Source organism: Sphingomonas sp. (assembly GCF_036402235.1).
In the GTDB taxonomy this organism is placed as follows: Bacteria; Pseudomonadota; Alphaproteobacteria; order Sphingomonadales; family Sphingomonadaceae; genus Sphingomonas.
Map to the genome: position 1 here is coordinate 18,060 of NZ_DASWTG010000031.1, position 22,841 is coordinate 40,900.

General features: G+C 67.4%; 25 protein-coding genes. 14 read left to right on the forward strand and 11 right to left on the reverse strand.

What is annotated here, in order from left to right; genetic code table 11:
* The first annotated feature begins 9 nt into the window (after nt 1-9).
* The 3 genes from VGD28_RS06320 to VGD28_RS06330 all read left to right on the forward strand — a co-directional run bounded on the left by VGD28_RS06320 (nt 10) and on the right by VGD28_RS06330 (nt 2,052).
* Nucleotides 10-1,191: an MFS transporter gene (locus VGD28_RS06320; protein ID WP_331027485.1), complete on the forward strand. Its 1,182-nt coding sequence runs from the start codon at nt 10-12 to the stop codon at nt 1,189-1,191.
* A gap of 64 nt (nt 1,192-1,255) precedes the next feature.
* Nucleotides 1,256-1,588, forward strand: a complete 333-nt coding sequence (locus VGD28_RS06325) for an ArsR/SmtB family transcription factor (RefSeq protein ID WP_066577774.1) — start codon at nt 1,256-1,258, stop codon at nt 1,586-1,588.
* On the forward strand, nt 1,585-2,052 hold the full coding sequence (locus VGD28_RS06330; RefSeq protein ID WP_331027486.1) for an SRPBCC family protein: 468 nt from the start codon (nt 1,585-1,587) through the stop codon (nt 2,050-2,052). Before VGD28_RS06325 ends, VGD28_RS06330 begins: the two co-directional genes overlap by 4 nt.
* 41 nt (nt 2,053-2,093) lie before the next feature.
* Here the strand turns inward: VGD28_RS06330 and VGD28_RS06335 are convergent, their stop codons facing one another.
* The 4 genes from VGD28_RS06335 to VGD28_RS06350 form a co-directional block, all read right to left on the reverse strand.
* Nucleotides 2,094-4,625 carry a PAS domain S-box protein gene (locus tag VGD28_RS06335; RefSeq protein WP_331027487.1) on the reverse strand — a complete coding sequence of 844 codons (2,532 nt, stop codon included), beginning with the start codon at nt 4,623-4,625 and terminating at the stop codon, nt 2,094-2,096.
* Nucleotides 4,626-4,803: 178 nt separating this feature from the next.
* On the reverse strand, nt 4,804-6,261 hold the full coding sequence (gene guaB, locus VGD28_RS06340) for an IMP dehydrogenase (RefSeq protein WP_331027488.1): 1,458 nt from the start codon (nt 6,259-6,261) through the stop codon (nt 4,804-4,806).
* A gap of 81 nt (nt 6,262-6,342) precedes the next feature.
* Nucleotides 6,343-6,750 carry a hypothetical protein gene (locus VGD28_RS06345; protein WP_331027489.1) on the reverse strand — a complete coding sequence of 136 codons (408 nt, stop codon included), beginning with the start codon at nt 6,748-6,750 and terminating at the stop codon, nt 6,343-6,345.
* Nucleotides 6,751-6,867: 117 nt separating this feature from the next.
* Nucleotides 6,868-7,686, reverse strand: a complete 819-nt coding sequence (locus tag VGD28_RS06350; protein WP_331027490.1) for a CoA ester lyase — start codon at nt 7,684-7,686, stop codon at nt 6,868-6,870.
* Nucleotides 7,687-7,747: 61 nt separating this feature from the next.
* Between VGD28_RS06350 and VGD28_RS06355 the strand changes: the two genes are divergently transcribed.
* The 4 genes from VGD28_RS06355 (at nt 7,748) to VGD28_RS06370 (ending at nt 11,540) form a co-directional block, all read left to right on the forward strand.
* Nucleotides 7,748-8,737: an SPFH domain-containing protein gene (locus VGD28_RS06355; RefSeq protein ID WP_331027491.1), complete on the forward strand. Its 990-nt coding sequence runs from the start codon at nt 7,748-7,750 to the stop codon at nt 8,735-8,737.
* A complete protein-coding gene (locus VGD28_RS06360; RefSeq protein ID WP_331027492.1) occupies nt 8,734-9,192 on the forward strand; it encodes an NfeD family protein in 459 nt (152 codons plus the stop codon). The genes VGD28_RS06355 and VGD28_RS06360 overlap by 4 nt, the downstream gene beginning before the upstream one ends.
* 213 nt (nt 9,193-9,405) lie before the next feature.
* Nucleotides 9,406-11,226, forward strand: a complete 1,821-nt coding sequence (locus tag VGD28_RS06365; RefSeq protein ID WP_331027493.1) for a DUF885 domain-containing protein — start codon at nt 9,406-9,408, stop codon at nt 11,224-11,226.
* Entirely contained in the window at nt 11,223-11,540 is a 318-nt protein-coding gene (locus VGD28_RS06370) for a hypothetical protein (protein ID WP_331027494.1), read from the forward strand. The genes VGD28_RS06365 and VGD28_RS06370 overlap by 4 nt, the downstream gene beginning before the upstream one ends.
* 24 nt (nt 11,541-11,564) lie before the next feature.
* On the opposite strand, the gene VGD28_RS06375 is transcribed toward VGD28_RS06370, so the two are convergent.
* From VGD28_RS06375 to VGD28_RS06395, 5 genes are all read right to left on the reverse strand, one after another.
* Nucleotides 11,565-12,053: an SRPBCC family protein gene (locus VGD28_RS06375; protein WP_331027495.1), complete on the reverse strand. Its 489-nt coding sequence runs from the start codon at nt 12,051-12,053 to the stop codon at nt 11,565-11,567.
* A complete protein-coding gene (locus tag VGD28_RS06380; protein ID WP_331027496.1) occupies nt 12,050-12,418 on the reverse strand; it encodes a metalloregulator ArsR/SmtB family transcription factor in 369 nt (122 codons plus the stop codon). The genes VGD28_RS06375 and VGD28_RS06380 overlap by 4 nt, the downstream gene beginning before the upstream one ends.
* Before the next feature lie 118 nt (nt 12,419-12,536).
* On the reverse strand, nt 12,537-13,919 hold the full coding sequence (chrA, locus tag VGD28_RS06385) for a chromate efflux transporter (protein ID WP_331027497.1): 1,383 nt from the start codon (nt 13,917-13,919) through the stop codon (nt 12,537-12,539).
* Nucleotides 13,916-14,713, reverse strand: a complete 798-nt coding sequence (locus VGD28_RS06390) for a chromate resistance protein ChrB domain-containing protein (RefSeq protein WP_331027498.1) — start codon at nt 14,711-14,713, stop codon at nt 13,916-13,918. Before VGD28_RS06390 ends, chrA begins: the two co-directional genes overlap by 4 nt.
* Nucleotides 14,714-14,836: 123 nt before the next feature.
* Entirely contained in the window at nt 14,837-15,193 is a 357-nt protein-coding gene (locus VGD28_RS06395) for a hypothetical protein (RefSeq protein ID WP_331027499.1), read from the reverse strand.
* 196 nt (nt 15,194-15,389) lie between these two features.
* On the opposite strand from VGD28_RS06395, the gene VGD28_RS06400 reads away from it, so the two are divergent.
* Nucleotides 15,390-15,779, forward strand: coding sequence for a DUF3597 domain-containing protein (locus VGD28_RS06400; protein ID WP_331027500.1), 390 nt, complete (start codon nt 15,390-15,392; stop codon nt 15,777-15,779).
* A gap of 17 nt (nt 15,780-15,796) precedes the next feature.
* Here VGD28_RS06400 and VGD28_RS06405 read toward each other — a convergent pair whose 3' ends face one another.
* On the reverse strand, nt 15,797-16,360 hold the full coding sequence (locus VGD28_RS06405) for a hypothetical protein (RefSeq protein ID WP_331027501.1): 564 nt from the start codon (nt 16,358-16,360) through the stop codon (nt 15,797-15,799).
* A gap of 45 nt (nt 16,361-16,405) precedes the next feature.
* Nucleotides 16,406-18,025, reverse strand: coding sequence for a phosphoenolpyruvate carboxykinase (locus VGD28_RS06410; protein ID WP_414714472.1), 1,620 nt, complete (start codon nt 18,023-18,025; stop codon nt 16,406-16,408).
* A 265-nt stretch (nt 18,026-18,290) separates the two neighbouring features.
* Between VGD28_RS06410 and VGD28_RS06415 the strand changes: the two genes are divergently transcribed.
* From VGD28_RS06415 to VGD28_RS06440, 6 genes are all read left to right on the forward strand, one after another.
* Nucleotides 18,291-19,001 carry a response regulator transcription factor gene (locus VGD28_RS06415; RefSeq protein WP_331027503.1) on the forward strand — a complete coding sequence of 237 codons (711 nt, stop codon included), beginning with the start codon at nt 18,291-18,293 and terminating at the stop codon, nt 18,999-19,001.
* 186 nt (nt 19,002-19,187) lie between these two features.
* A complete protein-coding gene (locus VGD28_RS06420) occupies nt 19,188-20,765 on the forward strand; it encodes a sensor histidine kinase (protein ID WP_331027504.1) in 1,578 nt (525 codons plus the stop codon).
* A gap of 15 nt (nt 20,766-20,780) precedes the next feature.
* Nucleotides 20,781-21,221 (forward strand): aldolase, encoded by a 441-nt coding sequence (locus VGD28_RS06425; RefSeq protein ID WP_331027505.1) that lies wholly within the window; start codon nt 20,781-20,783, stop codon nt 21,219-21,221.
* Nucleotides 21,218-22,138 carry an RNase adapter RapZ gene (gene rapZ, locus VGD28_RS06430; protein ID WP_331027506.1) on the forward strand — a complete coding sequence of 307 codons (921 nt, stop codon included), beginning with the start codon at nt 21,218-21,220 and terminating at the stop codon, nt 22,136-22,138. Before VGD28_RS06425 ends, rapZ begins: the two co-directional genes overlap by 4 nt.
* Nucleotides 22,139-22,160: 22 nt before the next feature.
* A complete protein-coding gene (locus tag VGD28_RS06435; protein ID WP_331027507.1) occupies nt 22,161-22,568 on the forward strand; it encodes a PTS sugar transporter subunit IIA in 408 nt (135 codons plus the stop codon).
* Nucleotides 22,565-22,837: an HPr family phosphocarrier protein gene (locus tag VGD28_RS06440; RefSeq protein ID WP_331027508.1), complete on the forward strand. Its 273-nt coding sequence runs from the start codon at nt 22,565-22,567 to the stop codon at nt 22,835-22,837. The genes VGD28_RS06435 and VGD28_RS06440 overlap by 4 nt, the downstream gene beginning before the upstream one ends.
* Nucleotides 22,838-22,841 lie beyond the last annotated feature (4 nt).

Genomic DNA, 22,841 nt, shown 5'->3' on the forward strand with positions numbered 1-22,841 from the left:
AGAACCGACATGAAGCTCAATCCCCCGTTGCTCGCGCTCGCCGCGGGCGCCTTCGGCATCGGCGTGACCGAGTTCGCGCCGATGGGCCTGCTGCCCGTGATCGCCAGTGATCTGGGCGTCTCGATCCCAGCCGCCGGGCTGCTGGTCAGCGCCTATGCGCTGGGCGTGCTGATCGGCGCGCCGCTGATGACGCTGACCACCGGACGAGTGCCGCGACGGACCTTGCTGATCGGGCTCGCCGCGATCTTCACGCTCGGCAACCTGCTTTCCGCCATCGCCGACGGCTACTGGATGCTGCTAGGTGCGCGGATCATCACCTCGCTCAACCACGGCGCGTTCTTCGGCGTCGGATCGATCGTCGCGGCGAGCCTGGTCCCGCCCGAGCGCAAGGCCGGCGCGGTCGCGGCTATGTTCATGGGGCTGACGGTAGCGACGATCGTCGGCGTGCCGCTCGCCACCTGGGCGGGCGAGCATCTCGGCTGGCGCGCGTCCTTCTGGGCGATTGCGGGGCTGGGCGTGGTGACGATGACGGCGCTGCGCTTCACCCTGCCCGCGATGCCCGCGCCGGCAAGCGGCAATGTCGCCGACGAGCTGCGCGTGCTGGCGCGCAAGCCGGTGCTCGCGGCGCTCGGCCTCACCGTGATCGGGTCGAGCGCGATGTTCACCGTCTTCACCTACATCACCCCGATCCTGCAGACGCAGACCCACGCCCCGCTGGCGTTCGTGACGGCGATGCTGGTGGTCTATGGCGTCGGGCTGACCGTGGGCAACTGGCTGGGCGGCAAGTTCGCCGACAGGTCGGTCGACCGCACGTTGATCGTCACCCTCGCCTCGCTCTCGGCGGTGCTGATCGCCTTTGCGGTGCTGATGCCGTTCCACGCGCCGGTTGCTGTACTCGTGTTCCTGTGGGGCGTGGCGAGCTTCGCGCTGGTGCCACCGCTGCAGGTTCGGGTGATGGCCGCGGCGCACGACGCGCCCAACCTCGCCTCGTCGGTGAATATCGGCGCGTTCAACCTCGGCAACGCGATCGGCGCGGCGCTGGGCGGCGCGGTGATCGCGGGCGGGCTCGGCTATCCGGCGGTGTCGCTGGCGGGTGCGGCGACCTCAGCGATCGGCCTCGTCATGGTGCTGTGGGCGCGGCGCGGAAATTCCCGCATGGAGGGAAAAAGGCTCGCAACCGGCACCTGCTGAAGGCTCCGATTCGATACTTAAGTTTTCACTTGACTAATATCAACTCGAGTCATTAGTTAAGCGCATGCTTAAGCATCAAGACGTCGATACCCTGCTTCGCGCTTTGGCCGAACCGACCCGTCGGTCGATCATCGAGCGATTGAGCAACGCCCCGGCTGCGGTCGGGGAGCTGGCCAAGCCCTATGACATGTCGCTCGCGGCGGTCATGCAGCATCTGCAGGTGCTGGAGGCGGCGGGGATCATCGCAAGCGAGAAGGTCGGGCGTTCCCGCATCTGCCGGCTGGAGCCGGAAGGCATGGACGCGCTCGCCCTGTGGATCGAAGCCCGGCGCCATCCGTCCGAACGCAAGCTCGACCGGCTGGCCGCCTTTCTCAACGAAACCGGAGACAAGCCATGACCGATACCGAAACCAAGCCCGCCGTGCATAGCACCTTCCGCCTCGAGCGCTTCTACAACGCAACGCCCGACCGCGTGTTCGGGGCCTTTTCCGACCCCAATGCCAAGCGCCGCTGGCTGATCGAGGGGGAAGGATGGGAGATCTTCGAATACTCCCCCGCCTTCGAGATCGGCGGCCATGAGCGTTCGCGCTTCGCCTATCAGGGCGGACCGGAGATCCTCAACGAGACCATCTACCAGGACATCGTTCCGGGCGAGCGGCTGGTCTATTGCTATCGCATGGCGATGGCGGGTGAGCCAATGTCGGCCTCGCTCACCACGATCGAGCTGGTGGCGCAGGACGGCGGGACGCTGCTCGTGCAGACCGAGCAGGGCGCCTATCTCGACGGCCGCGACGACGGCACGATGCGCGAGCAGGGTTGCCGTGAGCTGCTCGAGGCGCTGGCCAGGGAAGTCGAGGGCTGAATGGCCGGGAGGGGGCGCTGCGGCGTCCCCTCCGCTGCCGCTCAGCAGAGCTCGAGTGCGGATTCGGCGACCGCGCGATTGAGCTCGGACTGGGTAAAGGGCTTGTTGAGCCGCACCATGTGCGCCGTCAGATCCGCCGGGGTCTCGCCATAGCCCGTCGCCAGGATCACGGGCATCGTCGGGCGCAACTCGCGTGCGGCAGCGATCAACTGACTGCCCGTCAGCCCCGGCATCGCCTGATCGGTAATCAGCAGCGCAATGTCGGGCCGCGCGCGCAGCACGTCGAGCGCCTCGGCACCGGAAGAAGCCTCGATCACCGTATGGCCGAGATCCTCGAGCAGCGCGCCGGTATTCATCAGGACCAGCGCATCATCGTCCACCGCCAGCACGACGAGCGGCTCGGTCCGGCTGACCGGCGAATCTTCGACGCGCGGCGCGCGTACGTCCGCGACGCCCTGGTCGACCGGCAGCCAGATATGCGCCGCCGTGCCCCGCCCGGGCTCGCTTTCCAGTTGCAGGATACCGCCATTCTGCCGCGCAAAGCCATGTATCATCGACAGGCCCAGCCCGGTGCCCTTGCCGACGCCCTTGGTGGTGAAGAACGGCTCGGTGGCACGCGCGAGCGTTTCGGCATCCATCCCGCTTCCCTCGTCGCGCACCGTCAGGCGGACATAGAAGCCCTCCGAAAGATCACCCACCGTCCCGATCACTTGCTGCTCGACCGCCTCGATCCGGATGCGCCCGCCGCCGGGCATCGCATCGCGCGCGTTCACCGTGAGGTTGAGCAATGCCATCTCGAGCTGGTTGGCGTCAGCCGACACCATCGGGAGATTCATGGGGAAACCGAGATCGATCGTCCATTCGGGCCCGATCGTGCGCTGCAAGAGCCCGCGCATGTCGGCGACCAGCGCAATGACATCGATCCGCTCGGGCTTGAGTTCCTGGCGACGGGCAAAGGCGAGCATGCGCTGGGTCAGCGCGGCGCCGCGTTCCGCGGCCTGCAGCGAATTCTCGATCAGCCGTTCTATCTGCGGATCGTCGGGCACGCGTTTGCGCAGCAGCGTCAGGCCGCTGGTGATCGCCATCAGCAGGTTGTTGAAATCATGCGCGACCCCGCCGGTCAGCTGCCCGATCGCTTCGATTTTCTGCGACTGGAACAGCGCCTCGCGCGCCATTTCCAGCTCGCGCTGCGCCTCTTCCCGCTCGGTCACGTCGCGCGTGATCTTGGCGAAGCCGATCAGATGGCCGTCATCGTCCTTGATCGCATCGATCACCACGCTGGCGCGGAAGCGGGTGCCGTCCTTACGTACGCGCCAGCCTTCCGCGGCAAAGCGGCCGTGCCGGCGTGCAGTCTCCAGCGCGCGCTGCGGCTCGCCCCGGTCGCGATCCTCCTCGGCATAGAAGGTCGAAAAATGGCGGCCGACGATCTCGTCGGGGGCATATCCCTTGATCCGCTGCGCGCCTGCGTTCCAGCTCGACACGACGCCGGCTGTGTCGAGCATGTAGATCGCATAGTCGGTGACGCCCTGCACCAGCAGGCGGAACTGGGTCTGGCTCTCGACCGCGCGGCTCGCCAAGACCTCATTCAGCTCGCGCAGCCGCGCCGCGGTGCGGCGCAGCTCGGCCTCGACGCCGACCCGCTCGACATGCGCCCAGCTCCGCTCGGTAACATCGCGGATCAGCGCCAGTTCCTCGGGCGTCCAATGATGCGGAAGCTTGTGATGCGCCGCCATCAGTGCGGTGAGCCGGCCGTTCTTGACCAGCGGCATGCACACGGTGGCGGCGATGCCGATCGCCTGAAAGGTCGCGGCCTCGTGCGCAGCGATCTCTTCACGATTGTCGTTGATGACGAGCGGCTGGCCCGCGCTCAGGTTGCGCACCGCCATCTCGCCGAAATCGGCCAGGCTGTAATGGCCGACGATCGACGGCGATCCCTCGCGGGCCCAATCGCCACGGATCGTGAACCCGTCCTGGTCCTCGTCCATGTCGGCATAGGCGCAGTTCGATGCGCCGAGCTTCTCGGCGAGCATCCGCGTCGTCGTCGCAAGGATCTCCTGCGGGTCATTGGCGGCGGACGCCTGCGTGCCGAGCTCGTCGAGGAAGCGGAGCCGCGCCTCGCTGTCGCGCAGCGCGCTTTCGGCTTTAACCGCAGCCGTCGTCTCGACCACCACCGCGAGCACGCCGGCAGGCTGCCCGGCATCGTCATAGACCGGCGAATAATCGAGATTGAGCCAGACATCCTCGAACACGCCGGTGCGATCGAGGCGAAGAACGTGATTGCGATAGGCAAGCGTCCCGCCCGACAGGCCGACCTTCATGACATTGGCGTTGAAGTCGGCGACCTCGGGCCAGCCCTCGAGCACCTTCGAGCCGAGCAGGCGCGGGTGGCGGTCCCCGGCGAAGACCGAATAACCGTCATTATAGATCATGATGCCGTCGGCGCCCCACAACATCACCAGCGGCACCGGGCAGTTGACGATGAAGGCGGTGATCGCACGCAGGCTCTGTGACCATTGGTCGATCGGGCCGACCGAGGTGCCTGCCCAGTCGAACGCCGCGATGCGGCGCCCCATCTCACCTCCTCCAAGCAGGAAATCGGGTGGTGGCTGCGATCCGGTCCCGATTGACGTGCTCACAGCGCCTCCTTGTCCGCCGGAAGCGTAACGATGTGCTCCCTGATGTGCGAACGCGCGAAGGTAATGAACGCTCCCGTTCGGCGCTAGTGTTTGAAATTAAAGGGCCGGTCGCATCTCAGCGCGTGGGGTAGTTCGGCGCCTCGCGCGTGATCGTCACGTCGTGGACGTGGCTCTCGCGCAGGCCGGCGCCGGTAATGCGGACGAAGCGGCCCTTCTTCTGCAGGTCCGGAATCGTCGCCGCGCCGGTATAGCCCATCGCCGCCTTGATGCCGCCGACTAACTGATGGATCACGTCCTTGGCCGGGCCCTTGAACGCCACCTGCCCCTCGATCCCCTCGGGGACGAGCTTGAGCTGATCCTTGATGTCGCCCTGGAAATAGCGGTCGGCCGAGCCGCGGCCCATCGCGCCGACGCTGCCCATGCCGCGATACGACTTGTAGGCGCGGCCCTGGTACAGGAAGGTCTCGCCCGGCGCTTCCTCGGTGCCCGCGAGCAGCGAGCCGACCATGCAGGTCGAGGCGCCCGCCGCCAGCGCCTTGGCAAGATCGCCCGAGGTGCGCAGGCCGCCATCGGCGATCACCGGCACGCCCGACTTCGCCGCCTCATTGGCGCTGTCCATGACGGCGGTGAGCTGCGGCACGCCGACGCCCGCGACGACGCGCGTGGTGCAGATCGAGCCCGGGCCGATGCCGACCTTCACCCCATCCGCGCCCGCGCCGATCAGTGCCTTGGTCGCCTCGCCCGTCGCGACGTTGCCGGCGACCACCTGGACTCGGTTGGACAGCTTCTTCACCCGCTCGACGGCGCGCGCGACATCCTTGTTGTGGCCATGCGCGGTGTCGATCACGATCAGGTCGACCTCGGCATCGACCAGCGCCTCGGTCCGCTCGAAGCCCTTGTCGCCAACGGTGGTCGCCGCGGCAACGCAGAGACGGCCGGCGCCGTCCTTGGTGGCGTCGGGATAGGTGACCGCCTTCTCGATATCCTTGACGGTGATCAGGCCGACGCAGCGATAATCGGCATCGACCACCAGCAGCTTCTCGATCCGCCGCTGGTGCAGCAGCCGCCGCGCCTCGTCCTGCCCGACGCCGATCGAGACGGTCGCGAGATTGTCGTGCGTCATCAGCTCGCTGACCGGCTGGTTGGGGTTCTCGGCGAAGCGCACGTCGCGGTTGGTGAGGATGCCGACCAGCTTGCCGCTCTCCTCCGTGATCGGGATGCCGCTGATCTTGTGCCGCGCCATCAGCGCCTGCGCCTCGGCCAACGTGCCGGTGGGGGCCATGGTGATCGGGTTGACGACCATGCCGCTCTCGAAGCGCTTGACCGCGCGCACCGCCTCGACCTGTTCCTCGATCGTGAGGTTGCGGTGGAGCACGCCGATGCCGCCGAGCTGCGCCATGACGATCGCCATGTCGGCTTCGGTCACCGTATCCATCGCCGAGGAGAGGATCGGAATGTTGAGCGCAAGGTCGCGCGTCACATGCGTGCGGGTATCCGCCATGCTCGGCAGCACCTCGGACTCGCCCGGGTAGAGAAGGACGTCGTCGAAGGTGAGGCCGAGAGGGATATCCATGAGCGCGCCAATGTCCTGAGTCGGAAGTTGGCGGCCCATGTAACCGTGGATACCGGCCTGCGCTAGGGGTGACTCCCATCATCAGGCGGCGGCACGCTCAAGCAGCGGATAGAGCGCCCGTTGCTCCTGCAGGATACGCCCCCGCATCGCCTTGCGTAGCGTGGCAGAGGCGGCGCGATAGCCGTCCCAGTCGATCAGCACCTGATCCATCGACCAGCGGCGGACGTGGCTTGAGGATGCGGCGACGTTTTCCGCAATGTCCGCCCGCAACGCAGCGACGCGGTCCCGGTCGATCGAGGTGGCGCTATGCATCGACAGATAATCGCACGCGGCATCCACCCGCTTGCGCCGTTCAGCACTCGCCTTGCTCAGCTTCCAGCGGATGTTCGCGAGCTTCGCCCGGTCGAGCGTGTCATCCAGGGTCAACCTCTCCAGCTCATCCAGGCAGGAGAGCAGCACGTCATGCGCCCGCCTCAGCTCCAGCAGCACCCCTCGCCTCCTTCCGCGCGCCGCATCGGGACGATGGCCTGTGCGGCGTACATGGCGTCAATCATTCGATCGGCGAAACGTTCCGCGTACGGGGTGGAGGGGAATATGGGTAGGTGCTTATCCCACGCGCGCCAGCAGCAGCTTCGCCTGCTCGACGTGCAGGTCCTCGACCAGCCGGTCCTTGTAGCGCTCCGCCCCGCCCGAGGCGGCGGCAATGAGTGCGCGGGCGTCGTCCAGCTCGGCCGGTGACGGGTCGAATGCCGCGCGGGCGATCTCGATCTGGTTGGGGTGGATCAGGCTCTTGCCGTCGAAGCCGAGCAAGCGGCCCTCGGCAGCCTCTGCGGCCAGCCCATCGGGATCGTCGAGCTTGTTGAACACGCCGTCGAGCGCCCAGATCTCGCGTCCGCGCGCGGCGAGCACGATAAGCTGGAGTGCGAGCTGAATCTGCGCGCGGCCCGCCGCGGGCGGAAGCCTGAGCGACGCGGAGAGATCGTTGGTGCCGGCGATCAGCCCCGCCATCTCGACCCCCCAGCCGGTGGCGCTGGCGATCGGGCCGACATTCATCACTCCTGCGGCGGTCTCGATCATCGCCAGCACCGGCCGGTCGGCATAGGCGGCGGCGTAGATGATCGTCTCGGGCTTCTCGACCTTGGGGATGACGACATGGGTGGCGGCGGATTTCTTGACCGCCTTGAGATCCGCCTTCCAGTGATCGCTGTCCTGCGCGTTGACGCGGATGCCGAACGGGCGATCGCCAAACCCCTCTGCGGTTTGTGCAGCTTCCCGCGCGCGCGCCTTGTCCTCCGCCTTCACCGCATCCTCCAGATCGAGGATGATCATGTCGGCGGCGAGCCCCCTCGCCTTCTCGATCGCGCGCGGGTTCGATGCGGGCAGGAACAGCGCGGTGCGCGGGGCAATGTAATGGACTGTGCTCATATGCGCTCTATGCTAGGGTTCTGCGGGCTTTGCGAGGCCGGACTGATTTCGGGGGAGTGACATGGAACTGACGGTTGGCGCCTTCTTCGTCGGCATGCTGCTGGTGCTGCTGTACCTCTTCTCCAGCATCAAGATCGTGCGGCAAGGCTATGAATATACGATCGAGCATTTCGGCCGCTTCACGACGGTCGCGAAGCCGGGGTTCAATCTCTACCCCGCCTTCTTCTACCGCGTCGGCCGCCGCGTGAACATGATGGAGCAGGTGATCGACATTCCGGGGCAGGAGATCATCACCAAGGACAACGCCATGATCTCCACCGACGGCGTGGTGTTCTTCCAGGTGCTGGACGCCGCCAAGGCGGCCTATGAGGTCAGTGACCTCTATGTCGCGCTGCTCAACCTCGTCACCACAAACCTGCGCACGGTGATGGGCGCGATGGACCTGGACGAGACGCTGTCCAAGCGCGACGAGATCAACGCGCGGCTGCTGTCGGTAGTCGATCACGCAACCACGCCGTGGGGCGTCAAGATCACCCGCGTCGAGATCAAGGACATCCGCCCCCCCGCCGACATCGTCAATGCGATGGCGCGCCAGATGAAGGCCGAGCGCGAGAAGCGCGCCAACATCCTCGAGGCCGAAGGCTCGCGCGCCTCGGAGATCCTGCGCGCCGAGGGCCAGAAGCAGGCGCGCATCCTCGAGGCCGAGGGCCGCAAGGAATCGGCCTTCCGCGACGCCGAGGCGCGCGAGCGCGCGGCCGAGGCCGAGGCCAAGGCGACCGAGCTGGTGTCACAGGCGGTGGAATCCGGCTCCGCTGCGTCACTCAACTACTTCATCGCGCAGAAATATGTGGAAGCGGTCGGCAAGTTCGCGACCTCACCCAATGCCAAGACGATCCTGTTCCCGGTCGAGGCGACTCAGCTGATCGGCACGCTGGGCGGCATCGGCGAGCTGGCCAAGGATGCGCTGGGCAAGCTCGACGCGCCCGCGGCGCCGCCGGCCGCTCCGGCACGCGTCCGCCAGTCGCCCTTCGTGCAGAAGGACGGCGAATGAACTGGAGCGAACAGGGCGGCTTCATCTGGCTGATCCTCGCCGCGATCCTCGCGATCGCGGAGCTGATGCTGCCGGGCGTGTACCTGACCTTCGTCGCGATGGGCGCGGCGGTGACCGGCGTGCTGGCGCTGCTGTTCCCCGAGCTTGGGCCGGTGGGGCAGCTGGTGAGCTTCGCGGCATGGTCGACGGTGTTCGTGCTGGTCGGCAAGCGCTGGTACGGCGCCAATCCGGTGCCGAGCAGCGATCCCGACCTCAACAACAGGGCGGCGCGCATGATCGGCCAGACGGTGACGGTGGTCGAGGCGATCGAGGGCGGCACCGGCCGCGTGCGCGTGGGCGACGGCGAATGGCCGGCGGAGGGGCCTGACCTCGCAGCGGGCGCGAAGGCGCGCATTGCCGGCGTCCGCGGCGGCGTGGTGGTGGTCGAGGCGGTGAAGGCGATCGGTTCTTCTTAGCTCCCCCCGGCACGGGGAGGGGGACCGCCGAAGGCGGTGGAGGGGCCGCCGCGAAGACGGCGGGGAACCTCGCCGCGAGCACCGCCGCTTACGCGGCCGCCCCTCCGTCACCGCTTCGCGGCGCCACCTCCTCCGTCGGGGGAGGAATTGCCCCGGGCAACAGCCGCCCCTAAGGTCTCACCCGTAACCACCTCCCGCGTTTCCGGAGACCCTATGCACGCCACTCGCCGCCAGTTCCTTGCCACCACCGCCACGCTCGCGGCGATGCCGGTTCTGCCGGCCTGCGCGCGCGGCCAGGCTGCAGCGCCGGGGGACGCGGCAGCGGAACCGTTGCTCGCCGCCGCCGCGGAGCAGTTGCTGGAGAACGGGCCGGAAGGCGCGACCAGCCTCGGCATCGACAAAGGCGAGCGCGCGCATCTGCGCTCGAAGCTCGAGGACCGCAGCATCGCCGGCAAGGCGCGCGTGGCCGAGGGGCTGCGCAAGCGCGTGGCTGAGCTGAAGGCACTCGATCCCAAGTTGCTCAGCCCGGTGATGCGCACCAATGTCGATGCAGTGCGCACCTCGTTCGAGATCGCGCTCGACGGCATGGCCTTCCCCTATGGCGACGTCGCGGTCGGTGGCTGGCGTAACTCGCCCTATGTTGTCGTCCAGAATGTCGGCGGCTATCTCGACATCCCGCGCTTCCTCGATACCGAGCACAAGGTCGACAACGCCGCCGACGCGGCGAGCTGGCTCGCGCGGTTCGATCAATATGCGGCGCTGCTCGACGGCGAGACCGAGCGGCTCAAGATCGCCTATGACAAGGGCGTCGTCGCGCCGGACTTCCTGCTCGACAAATGCCTGAAGCAGATCGCGCTGACCCGCGGCACCGATCCCGGCAAGTGGGAGCTGGTGACGAGCTATGCCACCAAGCGTCCCGTCACCGGCGATCAGGCGGCGGCGGCGGCGAAGATCGCGGCGGGCAAGATCGCGCCCGCGCTCGACCGGCAGATCGCGGAGCTGAAGCGGCACCGCGCCAGAGCGACGACGGATGCGGGCGTGTGGAAATTCCCCGACGGCGAGGCGTACTACACCTGGGCGCTGCGCGCGGGCACCACCACGACGATGACGCCGGACGAGGTGCACCGCACCGGGCAGGAGGAGCTGAAGGCGCTCCAGGCCGAGATGGACGTGATCCTCAGGAAACAGGGCTTCACCCAGGGCACGGTCGGCGAGCGGATGACCGCGCTGGGCAAGGACCCGCGCTTCCTGTTCCCCGACAATGACGCCGGCCGCGCCGAGATCCTCAAGTTCATGACCAACCGGATCATGGACATGCGCAGCCGCATGCCGCGCGCCTTCCACACGCTGGTGCCCGGCAATGTCGAGGTGAAGCGCCTGCCGCTCGCCGAGGAGCCGGGCGCGCCGGGAGCCTATGGCGGCGCGGGATCGATCGACGGGACGGTGCCGGGCAAGGTGTGGCTCAATTTGCGCACCACCGCGCTCCATTCGCGCTTCAGCCTGCCAACGCTGGCCTATCACGAGGGCATCCCCGGCCATGTCTGGCAGGGCGAATACACCTTCAAGCTGCCGCTGGTCCGCTCGCTGCTGTCGTTCAACGCCTATACCGAGGGGTGGGCGCTGTATGCCGAGCAGCTGGGCGCCGAGCTGGGCGCCTATGACGAAGATCCGATCGGGCGGCTCGGCTATCTCCAATCCCTCGCCTTCCGCGCCTGCCGCCTGGTGGTCGACACTGGCCTCCACGCCAAGAAATGGACGCGCGCGCAGGCGATCGAGTGGTTCGCCACCGCCAACGGATCGTCGGTCGAGGAAGTCAGCGGCGAGGTCGACCGCTATTGCTCCTGGCCCGGCCAGGCATGCGGCTACAAGCTCGGCCATACCGAGATCAACACGCTGCGCACCAAGACACGGGAGGCGCTAGGCCCGCGTTATGACTTCAAGGCATTCAACGATGCGGTCGTCCTCGGCGGCAGCGTCCCGCTGACGGTGCTGGAAAGCGTCATCGACCGCCACATTGCGAGCCGCCGCACATGATCCTGCGGCGTTGGCGTGGCGTCATCCGCACCGCCGAGCGCGAGGCGTACCGCGCCTATATCGCGGACACCGGCGGCACGGACTACACCGCCACCCCCGGCAATCTCGGCTGGCAGATGCTGTTCCGCGACCTGGGCGACGGCACCAGTGAGGTGGTGACGATGAGCTGGTGGCGGTCGCTCGACGATATCCGTGCCTTTGCCGGCGCGGATATCGCCGTCGCACGCTATTATCCCGAGGACGATCGCTTCCTCCTCGATCGCCCGCGCGAGGTCGAGCATAGCGAAGTGGCGGACGGCAGCCTGTTCGGCTGAGCCGCCCGCCCTACGTTCCGCACGTCAGTTGAGCGATGCCTTGATGTGCGCGACCATCTGGTCGACCACCGTGCCCCAGCCCTCGTGGAAGCCCATCTGCTCGTGCGTCTGGCGCGTCTCCTCATTGCCGTGGACCGCGATCGCGGTGTAGCGCGTGCCGCCGTTCGCGGTCGGCTCGAGATAGAGGCCTGCGGTGAAGAACGGCTTGGGCGCAGGGCGGAAACCGGGCAACAGCGCGTCGGTGAAGATCAGCCGCCGCAGCGGCACGATGTCCAGATAGCAGCCGAGGTTGGGGAATTCCTGCCCGTCGGGCGAACGCATCACCGATCGGAATACGCCGCCAGGACGCAGGTCGATCTCGCACTCGGTGATCTCCCACGGCTTGGGCACAAACCAGTGCTTGATGCTTTCGGGATCGGTCCAGGCCTCCCAGACCAGCTCGACGGGGACATCGATCTCGCGTTCCAGCACCAGGTCGAGCTTGGGATCGGGGGTGACGAGCGGTGAGGTCATTCGGGTCTCTCCTTCTTTGCGAGCAGATAGGCGTCGAGCCGATCGAGCCGACCCTCCCACAGCGTGCGCTGGCGGCGCAGCCAATTGTCGACGACCCGCAATCGTTCGGGCACCAGCTCATAGGTCCGCACTCGTCCGGCCTTGCGCGAGCGCACCAGCCCCGCGCCTTCGAGCATCTTGAGATGCTCGACGAACGAGGGCAGCGCCATGCGATAGGGCGCGGCGAGATCGCTGACCGAGGCCGGCCCGGCGTTGAGCCGTTCTAGCACGTCGCGCCGCTTGGGATCGGCAAGCGCGCGAAACACGCCGTCGATCGCCGCGGGGGTCGGCGTACCTGCATTGCCCTGCGCCATCGCCGGGAACATCGATTCACTCCGTCAGCCGCTGTGATGCAGCGGCGATAGCGGAGGATAATAGTTAGGACAATCTCTTAGTATTGGGCCTGCAAAAGGTGCACCGTGGACGACGCGCCCTTCTGGCTATTCAGGCAAGCCAGGCGAGGCGGAGCGCAACTCCGGCTGCCGCCGCAGCCGCGAGCACGGTGAAGGTCCCGAGCTTAAGCCGGAACACCGCGACGATCGCGGCCAGCGTCAACGCCGCGGTCCACGGATCGATGCTCGACAGCACCGGGGCGTCGAAGCGCACCGGTCCCGCCTCCACCGGCACTACCCGGCGAAACACGGCATGGATTGCGAACCAGAGTGCGAGGTTGAGCACCACGCCCACCACCGCAGCGGTAATCGCAGCGAGCGCCCCCGCCAGCGCCGCGTTGCCGCGCATCCGCTCGATGAACGGCGCGCCGAGAAAGATCCACAGGAAGCACGGCGCGAAGGTGACCCAGGTCGCGAGCAATCCACCCAGCGTTCCGGCCATCAGCGGCGAAAGCATGCCGGGATCGCGATAGGCGCCGAGGAAGCCGACGAACTGGAGCACCATGATCAGTGGCCCCGGCGTCGTCTCCGCCATCCCCAGCCCGTCGAGCATCTCTGGGGGGCTGAGCCAGCCGTAATGCTCCACCGCCTGCTGCGCGACATAGGCGAGCACCGCATAGGCGCCGCCGAACGTGACCATCGCCATCTTGGCGAAGAAGACCGCGATCTGGCCGAACACATGATCGGGGCCCAACGCGATCAGCAGCGCGGCGATCGGCAGCAGCCAAAGCGCGAGCCACAGGCTCACGTCGAAGACGACACCCTGCCAGCGCGGCCGGGCGTGATCGGGCAACCCTTCCCCCAGCAAGGTTTCCGCATCGGCGACGCCGTCCGCGGCCCCGCCATGCCCGCCCCCCCTGAACGCGTTGCTGCCTGCACGTCCCGCCAGCCAGCCGATCAGCGCTGTGCCGAGCACGATCAGCGGGAACGGTACGGCCAGAAAGAAGATCATCACAAAGGCAGCGAGTGCGAGCAGCTTGGCGGCGCCGCTTCGCAGTGCCCGCCCGCCGATGCGGATCACCGCCTGCAGCACGATCGCCAGCACTGCGGCTTTCAAGCCAAGGAACAGGCCCGCGATCAGCCCGGTGTTGCCATAGAGAACATAGATCCAGCTCAGCGCCATGATCGCGAGGACACCGGGCAGGATGAACAGCGCGCCTGCGATCAGCCCGCCCAGCCGCTTGTGGAGCAGCCAGCCGATATAGGTGGCGAGCTGCTGCGCCTCGGGCCCGGGCAGCAGCATGCAGAAGTTGAGCGCGTGGAGGAATCGCTGCTCGCCGATCCAGCGCTTCTCGTCGACCAGGATGCGATGCATCACCGCGATCTGCCCCGCCGGCCCGCCAAAGGAGAGCGCGGCGATCCGCGCCCAGACCTTGGCGGCCTCGCCCAGCGTCACGGGTGCGGGCCGCGTGCCCGCCAGCGCCTCGGGGCTCATGCCCTGGCCCCGCGCGGCTGGTGCGAGGTCCAGTCGTGCTTCTCGTCCTGCGCGTCGCGCGCCCAGCGGTAGAGCGCATCATAGACCGCCATCCCCGCTTCGAGCTGGCGGTGGTCATCGGCATGCAGCCGGGACAGGCCGAGCGAGACCGCGAGCAGCCCCGCCGCTTCGGGGGCAAGGTCAGGCCGGGCAGTGTCCGCCCCCCGCACGATCGGCGCGAGCAATGCGAGCGGCGCGATGCTGCCCAGGCCCAGCCCCTCGACCAGCGCATCGAAGGTGCAAAGCTCGCCGCGATGCGTCCATCGGACGCCCTCCGCCGCAATGTCGAACGGCGCGGCGCCGGTTTGCGCGGCAACCGCCTGTACCTCGCCCGGCGGCACGAACAGGATCACCGCGTTCGGATCGACGAAGCGGCGGATCAGCCAGGGACAGGCGATGCGATCGACCTTGGGCCGGCTGCGCGTGACCCATAGCGTGCGGTCCTCGGCATCGCGTACCAGCGCATCCTCCGGCACAAGCGGCAGTCCCGCCGTTTCCCAGGCTCCCTGCCCGCCCTCCAGCACTTCCGCAGCGATCCCGTCATGCCGCAGCCGGGCGGCGGCGGCGTGCGCGGCAGCGCCGCCGCGATCGTCCACCAGCACGGCCCGGCGATCGCCGGCAGCCGGCATGCGGCGGGTCGCGGCGGGAATCCGGTGCGTGCCGGGCTGCTCGCGCACATCGACGACGTACGGGGAGTCGGGTCCGCCAATGAGCCGGGCGAGGGTCGAAACGGAGATCAGATCGGGTGCAGGCATGGTGCGTCCTTTGAAGTTGCGGACGCGACACTTCGGCTGACGCCTCATGGGGGGATCGCCGCCCCCATCGCCTGATACAAAACCGCGCCGTCCGCCCGCTGTCAAGCGGACGGCGCGATAGCCTTACTTCTTGCCGAAGAAGCCCGAGGCGATGCCGGTCAGGTCGTTGAGCGGGTTGCCGTCGCCATCCTTGTCCAGCGCGCCGAGGATGCCGCCCGCGCCGTCCTGCCGGAGCAGGCTCGCGAACTGGCCCAGCGAACCCTCGCCGCCGATCTGGCCGATGATCTCCTGCAGCTTGCCGACAGGCAGGCCGGTGGCGGCCGCCGCGCCTTCAGCGGTGTCCCCTTCCATCGGGTGATATTTGGCCAGCGCCTGGATGGCCGACTCGGCATGCTCGGGCGACAGCCCGACCTTCGCCGCCAGGTTGGTCACCGTGGCATCGCCGCCGAGCTGACCCAGAATCCCGTCGAGAATGCTCATCTGCAAATCCTCTTGCTACGCTTGGGAGACGCAGATCTAGCATGGCGCACCGCAGTGCGCGAGTGCGGCCGCGACAATCGATACGCAGGCGGCACTTTTCACCGCTTCATGCGTCATTGCGTTGTCGCCGAAAATCGCCAGCATGGTGAGGGGACGATCCGCTGCACGACTCGTGCGGCCATTGCAGGAGGTATCCATGGGTATTTTCTCGTCGATCAAGAACGCGATCTTCGGCAAGGCCAAGGCGGCCCCGGCGCCCGAGACCGCGCCGCAGCCCGAAATCGCCGCCGCGCAGCCTACGCCCCAGCCCGTGCCGGAGCAGCCGCGGGAAGTGGATATCGAAGCGATCCTGGTCGAGCTTGACGGCAGCGACGGCCGCAATCTCAACTGGCGCACCTCGATCGTCGATCTGATGAAGCTGGTCGGCCTCGAATCGAGCCTCGCTGAGCGCAAGGAGCTGGCACAGGAGCTCGGCTATACCGGCGCGCTGGACGGCAGCGCCGAGATGAACATCTGGCTGCACAAGCGCGTGATGCAGGAGCTCGCGGCGAACGGCGGCAAGGTTCCGGCCTCGATGCTCGACTGACGGTTGAGTTCAGACCTCTAGGGTAGCGGCGCGCGGTCCGGTTCCACGAACCCGCGCCGCGCCCGCACCGAGAAGAGCAGCTCGCGACTGTAGAAGCGCAGCGGCCAATCGCGGCTGCCCACCTCACTCGCCAGCAGCGCGTTTGCGAGTCCCGCCAATTCCTCCCCCGGAGGGGGAGTGGGACCGCCGAAGGCGGTGGAGGGGTATTCTCCCCACGCGACACCGCTTGCCGAAACTACCCCTCCGTCATCGCTACGCGATGGCACCTCCCCCTCCGGGGGAGGATTGATGGCTTTTGCCAGGAACCGGCGCACGCCCGCGACATACGTGCGCGTGATCGTGTCGTGATAGCCGTTATGGTCGTCATTCACCCCGCCCACGCTCTCGTTGAAGCGCGAGATGAGCCGGGCGATCTCGCCATCCACATCGACATCGGGGCGCCGCACGAGCAGGTAGAGGCATGCGGCGAGATGCGCTTCATGCGTCCATTCCTCGCGCGCGAGCGTGCAGGCGATCAGCCCCTCGCCCAGACGGACGATGGCGGCATCATCGGCAAAGAAACGGATAGGATGGTCGGTCATCGATCGGGCTTTCTCCTGGGAAGGCCCGATCGATGACCGGGCGGTTCAGGCGGTTTCAGTAGCTCGGCTTTGCGGTGCCGCTTGCCGCACCCCTTCGTCCACATGGTCCGCGAATTGGGCGAAATTGGCGACGAATTCATCGACCAGCTTGCCCGCGGTCGCGTCATAGTCGGCCTTGTTCTCCCACGCCGCGCGCGGATCGAGCATGTTCGGGTCGATATCCCCCGCCGCGACCGGCACCATGAAGCCGAAATTGGGATCCTTGCGGAACTCTGCGTCCTTGAGCGACCCGTCGAGCGCCGCATTGAGCAACGCGCGCGTCACCTTGATCGGCATCCGTTTGATGCCGGGCATCGTCGCCTTGCCGCCGCTCCAGCCGGTGTTGACCAGCCAGCAATCGACCCCGCCCTTGGCGATCCGCTCCTTGAGCAGATTGCCGTAGACCGACGGGTGGCGCGGCATGAACGGCGCACCGAAACAGGTCGAGAAGGTCGCGGTCGGCTCTGTCACGCCGATCTCGGTGCCCGCGACGCGCGCGGTATAGCCCGAGAGGAAATGGTACATCGCCTGCTCGGGCGTCAGCTTCGCGATCGGCGGCAGCACGCCATAGGCGTCCGCAGTCAGGAAGATGATGTTCCTGGGCACGGGGCCAAGATTCTTCTCGCTCGTGTTCGGGATGAACTCGAGCGGGTAGGAACCGCGGCTGTTCTCGGCCAGGCTGTTGTCGTTGAAGTCGAGCTCGCGCGTCTCCGCGTCCATCACGACATTCTCGAGCACCGTGCCGAACCGCTTCGTCGTCGCGAAAATTTCCGGCTCTGCCTCGGGCGAGAGGTTGATCATCTTGGCGTAGCAGCCGCCCTCGAAGTTGAAGACCGCCGTGTCCGACCAGCCATGCTCGTCGTCGCCGATCAGGGTGCGCGACGCATCGGCCGACAGCGTGGTCTTGCCGGTGCCCGACAGGCCGAAGAAGACCGCGGTGTCGCCGTTCGGGCCGATATTGGCCGAACAGTGCATTGGCATGATGCCCTCGACCGGCAGCAGATAGTTGAGCAGGCCGAACACGCTCTTCTTCATCTCGCCGGCATAGGCGGTGCCGCCGATCAGGATCAGCTTCTCGGTCAGGTTGACCGCGATCACCGTCTCGCTGCGCGTGCCGTGTGTCGCCGGATCGGCGCGGAAGCTCGGCAGATCGATGATCGTATATTCATGCTCGAAGCCCGCCAGCTCGTGCGCCTCCGGACGAACCAGCAGCGTGCGGATGAACAGGCTGTGCCAGGCGAACTCGTTGACCACCCGCACCTTGACCCGGTGCTCGGGTTGCGATCCGCCGTACAGATCCTGCACGAACAGCGTATCCTTGGTGCCGAGATGCGCGAGAAAGTCGGCCTTGAGCGCGGCGAAATGCTCGGGCGTCATGCCGCGGTTGGTGTCGCCCCACCATACGGTGTTCTCGGTCTCCGCATCGCGGACGATGAACTTGTCCTTGGCGCTGCGCCCGGTGTGCTTGCCGGTGGCGACTACCAGCGGCCCGTCCTTGGCAAGGCGGCCCTCGCCGCGCTGCACGGCGTGCTCGACCAGCGGCGCGGTCAGCAGGTTCCAGTGAATGGTTGCGTCAGCCCCGACGCCAAGCGCGTCGAGGCCGATTACCGGCTTGCGGTCAGTCAACATCGGTCTCCTCATCGCCGCGCCTGAAAAGGTCTGCGGCATTACTTTTATTAGTATCGTGAGTCGCGCATCGCAGCGGCGGCATAAGGGGTCAATGCCAGTAACCGGTGTCATCGCGCGGGCTAACCAATTCAAATCGCCCGACAACGTTGACCTGACCGGAAGAGCCAATCCGACAACGTTGGCAGCACCGGCGTCCGTTTCGGTACCGTTCCGGCAATCCGCGCGGTTGAGTGGCGGCCAGCATTGGGCTACGCCACGCGCCATGACCGCAACGATCGCGCTGATTGACGACGACCGGAACATCCTGACCTCGGTCTCGATCGCGCTGCAAGCCGAAGGCTTTGTGACGCGCGTCTATTCGGACGGCGAGACGGCGCTGAAGGCACTGCTCGAGAACCCGCCCGACCTGGCGGTGCTCGACATCAAGATGCCGCGGCTAGACGGGCTGGAGCTTCTGCGCCGCTTGCGCGAGAAGAGCGCCATTCCCGTGATCTTCCTCACCAGCAAGGACGATGAGCTGGACGAGGCGCTGGGCCTGGCGATGGGCGCGGACGACTATATCGCCAAGCCGTTCAGCCAGCGGCTGCTGATCGCGCGCATCCGAGCGATCCTGCGGCGGACCGAGGCGATGGCGGCGCCCGCCGAGGCCGGCACCGAAGAGGAGCCGCAGCCGGTGATCGAGCGCGGCCGCCTGACCATGGATCCGGCGCGGCACAAGGTGACGTGGGACGGCGGCAACGTCACGCTGACCGTCACCGAATTCCTGATCCTCGAGACGCTCGCCCAGCGCCCCGGCATCGTCAAGACGCGCAACCAGCTGATGGACGCGGCGTATCAGGACGACATCTATGTCGATGACCGCACCATCGACAGCCACATCAAGCGCGTCCGCCGCAAGTTCCGCCAGGTCGATCCCGAATTCGACGCCATCGAGACGCTCTATGGCGCCGGATACCGATTTTCCGACGAGTAAGGCGGTTGGCTAGCGCGTATCGATATTCAGCGACTGTCGGTCGGAATGAATCCTCCCCTGCCAGGGGGAGGTGGCGCCGAAGGCGTCGGAGGGGGAGGACTCCTACCGCCTGTTGGTCGCAAACCTCCCCCTCCGTCAGGCTGTGCCTGCCACCTCCCCCCTGGCGGGGGAGGATTGGTATAGTGAATGTCGATCGGTTCTAGGGATTCTGGCGTGGGCGACGAGCGCGACCTTGCGCTTCGCTGGTCGGCGCGGCTCAGCCTCACCCCGCGCATCCTGGCGGTCAATATCTTCGCGCTGGCGATGCTGGCCGGCGGCTTCTTCTATCTCGACAGCTTCCGGGCACGGATCGTCGACGATCAGGTCGAGCAAGCGGGGCGCGAGGCGCGGCTGATCGCGCAGGCGGTGGCGATGACGCCGCCCCAGGACCGGAGCGCCCTGGTCCTGCGCGTCGCGACCGAGGCGCGCCTGCGCATCCGCCTCTACGACCGCAGCGGCAGGATGACGCTCGACACGCGCGCGATGGGACTCAACAACGTCGTGCTGCGCGATCCCGACAAGGATCCCTGGGGGCAGAGCGCAGCGCGGTTCCTCGACGCGGCGATCGATACGATCGCGGGCGCCGACCGCGCGCCGCAGTTCCGCGAACGGGGTGCGGACAAGGGGCTGGACTGGCCCGACCTGGCGACCGCGCTGCGCACCGGTGAGGCGAGCGCAAGCGTGTGGCGGGCACCCGACCGCACTCCCGTGATCACCGCCGCCGCCTCCTATGGCCCCGAAGGCGTGGTGTTTACTACCGACAACGCCCGCGAGATCACCCAGACGGTGCGGATCGAGCGCTTCCGGCTCAGCCTGGTGCTGGCGGTGGTGATGGGGCTGTCGATCTTCCTCTCGCTGTTCCTCGCGCGCACGATCGTGCGGCCGCTGCGCCGCCTCGCCCGCGCCGCGGTGCGGGTAAGGCTGGGCCGTGCGCGCGAAGTGGTGGTGCCGCGCCTGCCCGAGCGGCGCGACGAGATCGGCCATCTCGCCCGCTCGCTCTCCGACATGAGCCTGGCATTGCGCGCACGCATCGACGCGACCGAAGCGTTCGCCGCGGATCTCGCGCATGAGCTCAAGAACCCCCTCGCCTCGCTCCGGTCGGCGGTGGACGGGCTTGCCAATGTCCGCGACCCCGAGTTGCAGGAGCGTCTGCTGGCCATCGTGCGCGACGACGTCCACCGGCTCGACCGGCTGATCAGCGACATTTCCGAAGCCTCACGGCTCGACGCACAGCTCAGCCGCGCCAAGTTCGAATCGGTCGATATCGCTGCGATGCTCGAAGGGCTGATTCTCCAGCGCGCGGACCGCGGCGTGACGCGCGGCGTGCAGTTGCGCTTCGATCAGCCGATCGGGCCCGTCCCGCGCGTGATGGGCGAAGGCGCGCGGCTGGAGCGGGTGTTCGAGAATCTGATCGACAACGCCATCTCCTTCTCGCCCGACGCAGGGCTCGTCAGCCTTTCGGTCGCGTCGAGCGGCGAGATGGTGGAGGTGCATGTCGAGGATGAGGGGCCGGGCGTTCCCGAAGAGGCGCGCGAGGCCGTTTTCCGCCGCTTCCATTCGGTGCGTCCCGACAGCGAGGCGTTCGGCCAGCATTCGGGGCTGGGGCTTGCCATCGCCCGCACCATCGTTGAAGGCCATGGCGGCACGATCGGGGTCGAATCGCGCGAGGACCGGATGCGCGGCGCGCGTTTCGTCGTCCGCCTGCCCCTGGTGCAGCCCAGCTAGAACGGGACGAAGCGCATGGCCGTCATCTCCTCCGAAACGCTCCACGCATCGTGCGTCGCGATCGACGGGCGCGCCGTGCTGATCGAAGGGCGTTCGGGCGAGGGCAAGTCGGATCTGGCGCTGCGGCTGATCGATCGCGGCGCGGTGCTGGTGTCCGACGACTATACGGTCTGCGCGCGCACCGATGGCGTGCTGCTGGGATCGGCGCCGGCCAACATCGCCGGCAAGATCGAGGTGCGCGGCATCGGCGTGATCGACATGCCGCATCAGGACCGCATGCCGATCGCGCTGCTCGTCACGATCCTCGAGGCCCCGCCGCGCATGCCGGAGGACCCCAGGAAGCGCCGCATCGCGGGGATCGACATCCCCGAAGTCGCGCTCGCCGCGCTCGAGCCCTCGGCACCGCTCAAGGTCGAGCTGGCGCTCAAGCATATCGGCTGGACGCCCGCCCGGTGAGCAAGCACCGGACCAAGCAGATCCTGCTCGTCACCGGCATGTCGGGCGCGGGCAAGTCGACCGTGCTGCGCACGCTGGAGGATCTGGGCTGGGAGGTGGTGGACAACCTTCCCCTCCTCCTCCTCAACCGTCTGCTCGACACCGAGCCGCCCGAAGGCGCGGACGGGGACGACCGCCCGCTCGCGCTGGGCATCGGCACGCGCACCCGCGGCTTCGATGCCGACAGCATCGTGCGCCGCATCAAGAAGCTGCGCGACGAACGCGGCTACGACATCGGCACGCTCTATCTCGATTGCTCCGGCGCCGAGCTGGAGCGGCGCTACAACGAGACGCGCCGGCGCCATCCGCTGGCGCAGGATCGCCCCGCCGGGCAGGGCATCGCGCGCGAGCGCGAACTGCTGGAGCCGCTTCGCCGCTGGGCCAACCGGCTGATCGACACCAGCAACATGACCGCCAACGAGCTGGCACAGAAGATCCGCGCGACCCTTTCGGGCGAGGGACAGGGCGAGCCCACGCTGTCGGTGATGTCGTTCGGCTTCGCACGCGGCATCCCCGGCAACGCTGATCTGGTGTTCGACATGCGCTTCCTGCGCAACCCGCACTGGGTCGATTCGCTGCGCCCGGGCACTGGCAAGGACCGCGACGTCGCCGATTATGTCGCCGGCGATCCCGCTTATCCGCAAGCGCTCGAACGGATCGAGGGACTGATCGAGCTGCTCATTCCGCGCTATCGCGCCGAGGGAAAATCCTACGTTACCATCGCATTCGGCTGTACCGGCGGGAGACACCGGTCGGTCCATGTCGCGGAACGGGTCGCTGCCCGGTTGCGCGACGCGGGATTTTCGCCCACGGTGACGCATCGTGACTTGCAAACCGCGCCGCAGGACTCGCTAGAAGGCCCCCCGGTCGCAAGATGAACCGCATGGGACAAGCATTGAAATGATCGGTCTGGTACTCGTGACGCATGGGCGGCTCGCGGAGGAGTTCGTCGTCGCGATGGAGCATGTGGTGGGCAAGCAGGAGCGAATCGCCACCATCTCGATCGGCCCCGAGGACGATATGGAAGGCCGCCGGTCCGACATCGCCGCGGCGATCGCCGAGGTGGATGCGGGCCGGGGGGTGATCGTGCTGACCGATCTGTTCGGCGGAACGCCCTCCAACCTCGCCATTTCGCTGATGGAGGCAGGGCGGGTCGAGGTGATCGCGGGGATCAACTTGCCCATGCTGATTCGCCTGGGCGGCGCACGCAAGACCATGAAGGTGACCGAAGCCGTCGCCGCGGCGCGCGAGGCGGGCCGCAAATACATCACCGTCGCATCCGAAGTGCTCGGGGAGGCTGCCGCTTGAGCCGCGTCAGCCGGACCGTCCTGATCGGCAACCGCCGCGGCCTTCATGCCCGTGCCAGTGCCAAGTTCGTCACCCTCGCCTCCTCCCAGCCGGTCGAGCTGACCGTCGAGAAGGACGGCAATTCGGTCACCGGCACCTCGATCATGGGGCTGATGATGCTCGGCGCCGCGATGGGCGACACGATCACGATCAGCGCCGCGGGCGACGGCGCCGAGGACGCGGTGCTCAAGCTGGTCGAGCTGGTCGAGGACCGCTTCGGCGAGGATTGAACCG

What these genes read in the sequence shown, in the direction of transcription:
- VGD28_RS06320 (WP_331027485.1), top strand. Translation starts at nt 10, where the DNA reads ATGAAGCTCAATCCCCCGTTGCTCGCGCTCGCCGCGGGCGCCTTCGGC.
- VGD28_RS06325 (WP_066577774.1), top strand. Translation starts at nt 1,256, where the DNA reads ATGCTTAAGCATCAAGACGTCGATACCCTGCTTCGCGCTTTGGCCGAA.
- VGD28_RS06330 (WP_331027486.1), top strand. Translation starts at nt 1,585, where the DNA reads ATGACCGATACCGAAACCAAGCCCGCCGTGCATAGCACCTTCCGCCTC.
- VGD28_RS06335 (WP_331027487.1), bottom strand. Translation starts at nt 4,625, where the DNA reads ATGGGGCGCCGCATCGCGGCGTTCGACTGGGCAGGCACCTCGGTCGGC.
- guaB (WP_331027488.1), bottom strand. Translation starts at nt 6,261, where the DNA reads ATGGATATCCCTCTCGGCCTCACCTTCGACGACGTCCTTCTCTACCCG.
- VGD28_RS06350 (WP_331027490.1), bottom strand. Translation starts at nt 7,686, where the DNA reads ATGAGCACAGTCCATTACATTGCCCCGCGCACCGCGCTGTTCCTGCCC.
- VGD28_RS06355 (WP_331027491.1), top strand. Translation starts at nt 7,748, where the DNA reads ATGGAACTGACGGTTGGCGCCTTCTTCGTCGGCATGCTGCTGGTGCTG.
- VGD28_RS06360 (WP_331027492.1), top strand. Translation starts at nt 8,734, where the DNA reads ATGAACTGGAGCGAACAGGGCGGCTTCATCTGGCTGATCCTCGCCGCG.
- VGD28_RS06365 (WP_331027493.1), top strand. Translation starts at nt 9,406, where the DNA reads ATGCACGCCACTCGCCGCCAGTTCCTTGCCACCACCGCCACGCTCGCG.
- VGD28_RS06370 (WP_331027494.1), top strand. Translation starts at nt 11,223, where the DNA reads ATGATCCTGCGGCGTTGGCGTGGCGTCATCCGCACCGCCGAGCGCGAG.
- VGD28_RS06375 (WP_331027495.1), bottom strand. Translation starts at nt 12,053, where the DNA reads ATGACCTCACCGCTCGTCACCCCCGATCCCAAGCTCGACCTGGTGCTG.
- VGD28_RS06380 (WP_331027496.1), bottom strand. Translation starts at nt 12,418, where the DNA reads ATGTTCCCGGCGATGGCGCAGGGCAATGCAGGTACGCCGACCCCCGCG.
- chrA (WP_331027497.1), bottom strand. Translation starts at nt 13,919, where the DNA reads ATGAGCCCCGAGGCGCTGGCGGGCACGCGGCCCGCACCCGTGACGCTG.
- VGD28_RS06390 (WP_331027498.1), bottom strand. Translation starts at nt 14,713, where the DNA reads ATGCCTGCACCCGATCTGATCTCCGTTTCGACCCTCGCCCGGCTCATT.
- VGD28_RS06395 (WP_331027499.1), bottom strand. Translation starts at nt 15,193, where the DNA reads ATGAGCATTCTCGACGGGATTCTGGGTCAGCTCGGCGGCGATGCCACG.
- VGD28_RS06400 (WP_331027500.1), top strand. Translation starts at nt 15,390, where the DNA reads ATGGGTATTTTCTCGTCGATCAAGAACGCGATCTTCGGCAAGGCCAAG.
- VGD28_RS06405 (WP_331027501.1), bottom strand. Translation starts at nt 16,360, where the DNA reads ATGACCGACCATCCTATCCGTTTCTTTGCCGATGATGCCGCCATCGTC.
- VGD28_RS06415 (WP_331027503.1), top strand. Translation starts at nt 18,291, where the DNA reads ATGACCGCAACGATCGCGCTGATTGACGACGACCGGAACATCCTGACC.
- VGD28_RS06420 (WP_331027504.1), top strand. Translation starts at nt 19,188, where the DNA reads ATGTCGATCGGTTCTAGGGATTCTGGCGTGGGCGACGAGCGCGACCTT.
- VGD28_RS06425 (WP_331027505.1), top strand. Translation starts at nt 20,781, where the DNA reads ATGGCCGTCATCTCCTCCGAAACGCTCCACGCATCGTGCGTCGCGATC.
- VGD28_RS06435 (WP_331027507.1), top strand. Translation starts at nt 22,161, where the DNA reads ATGATCGGTCTGGTACTCGTGACGCATGGGCGGCTCGCGGAGGAGTTC.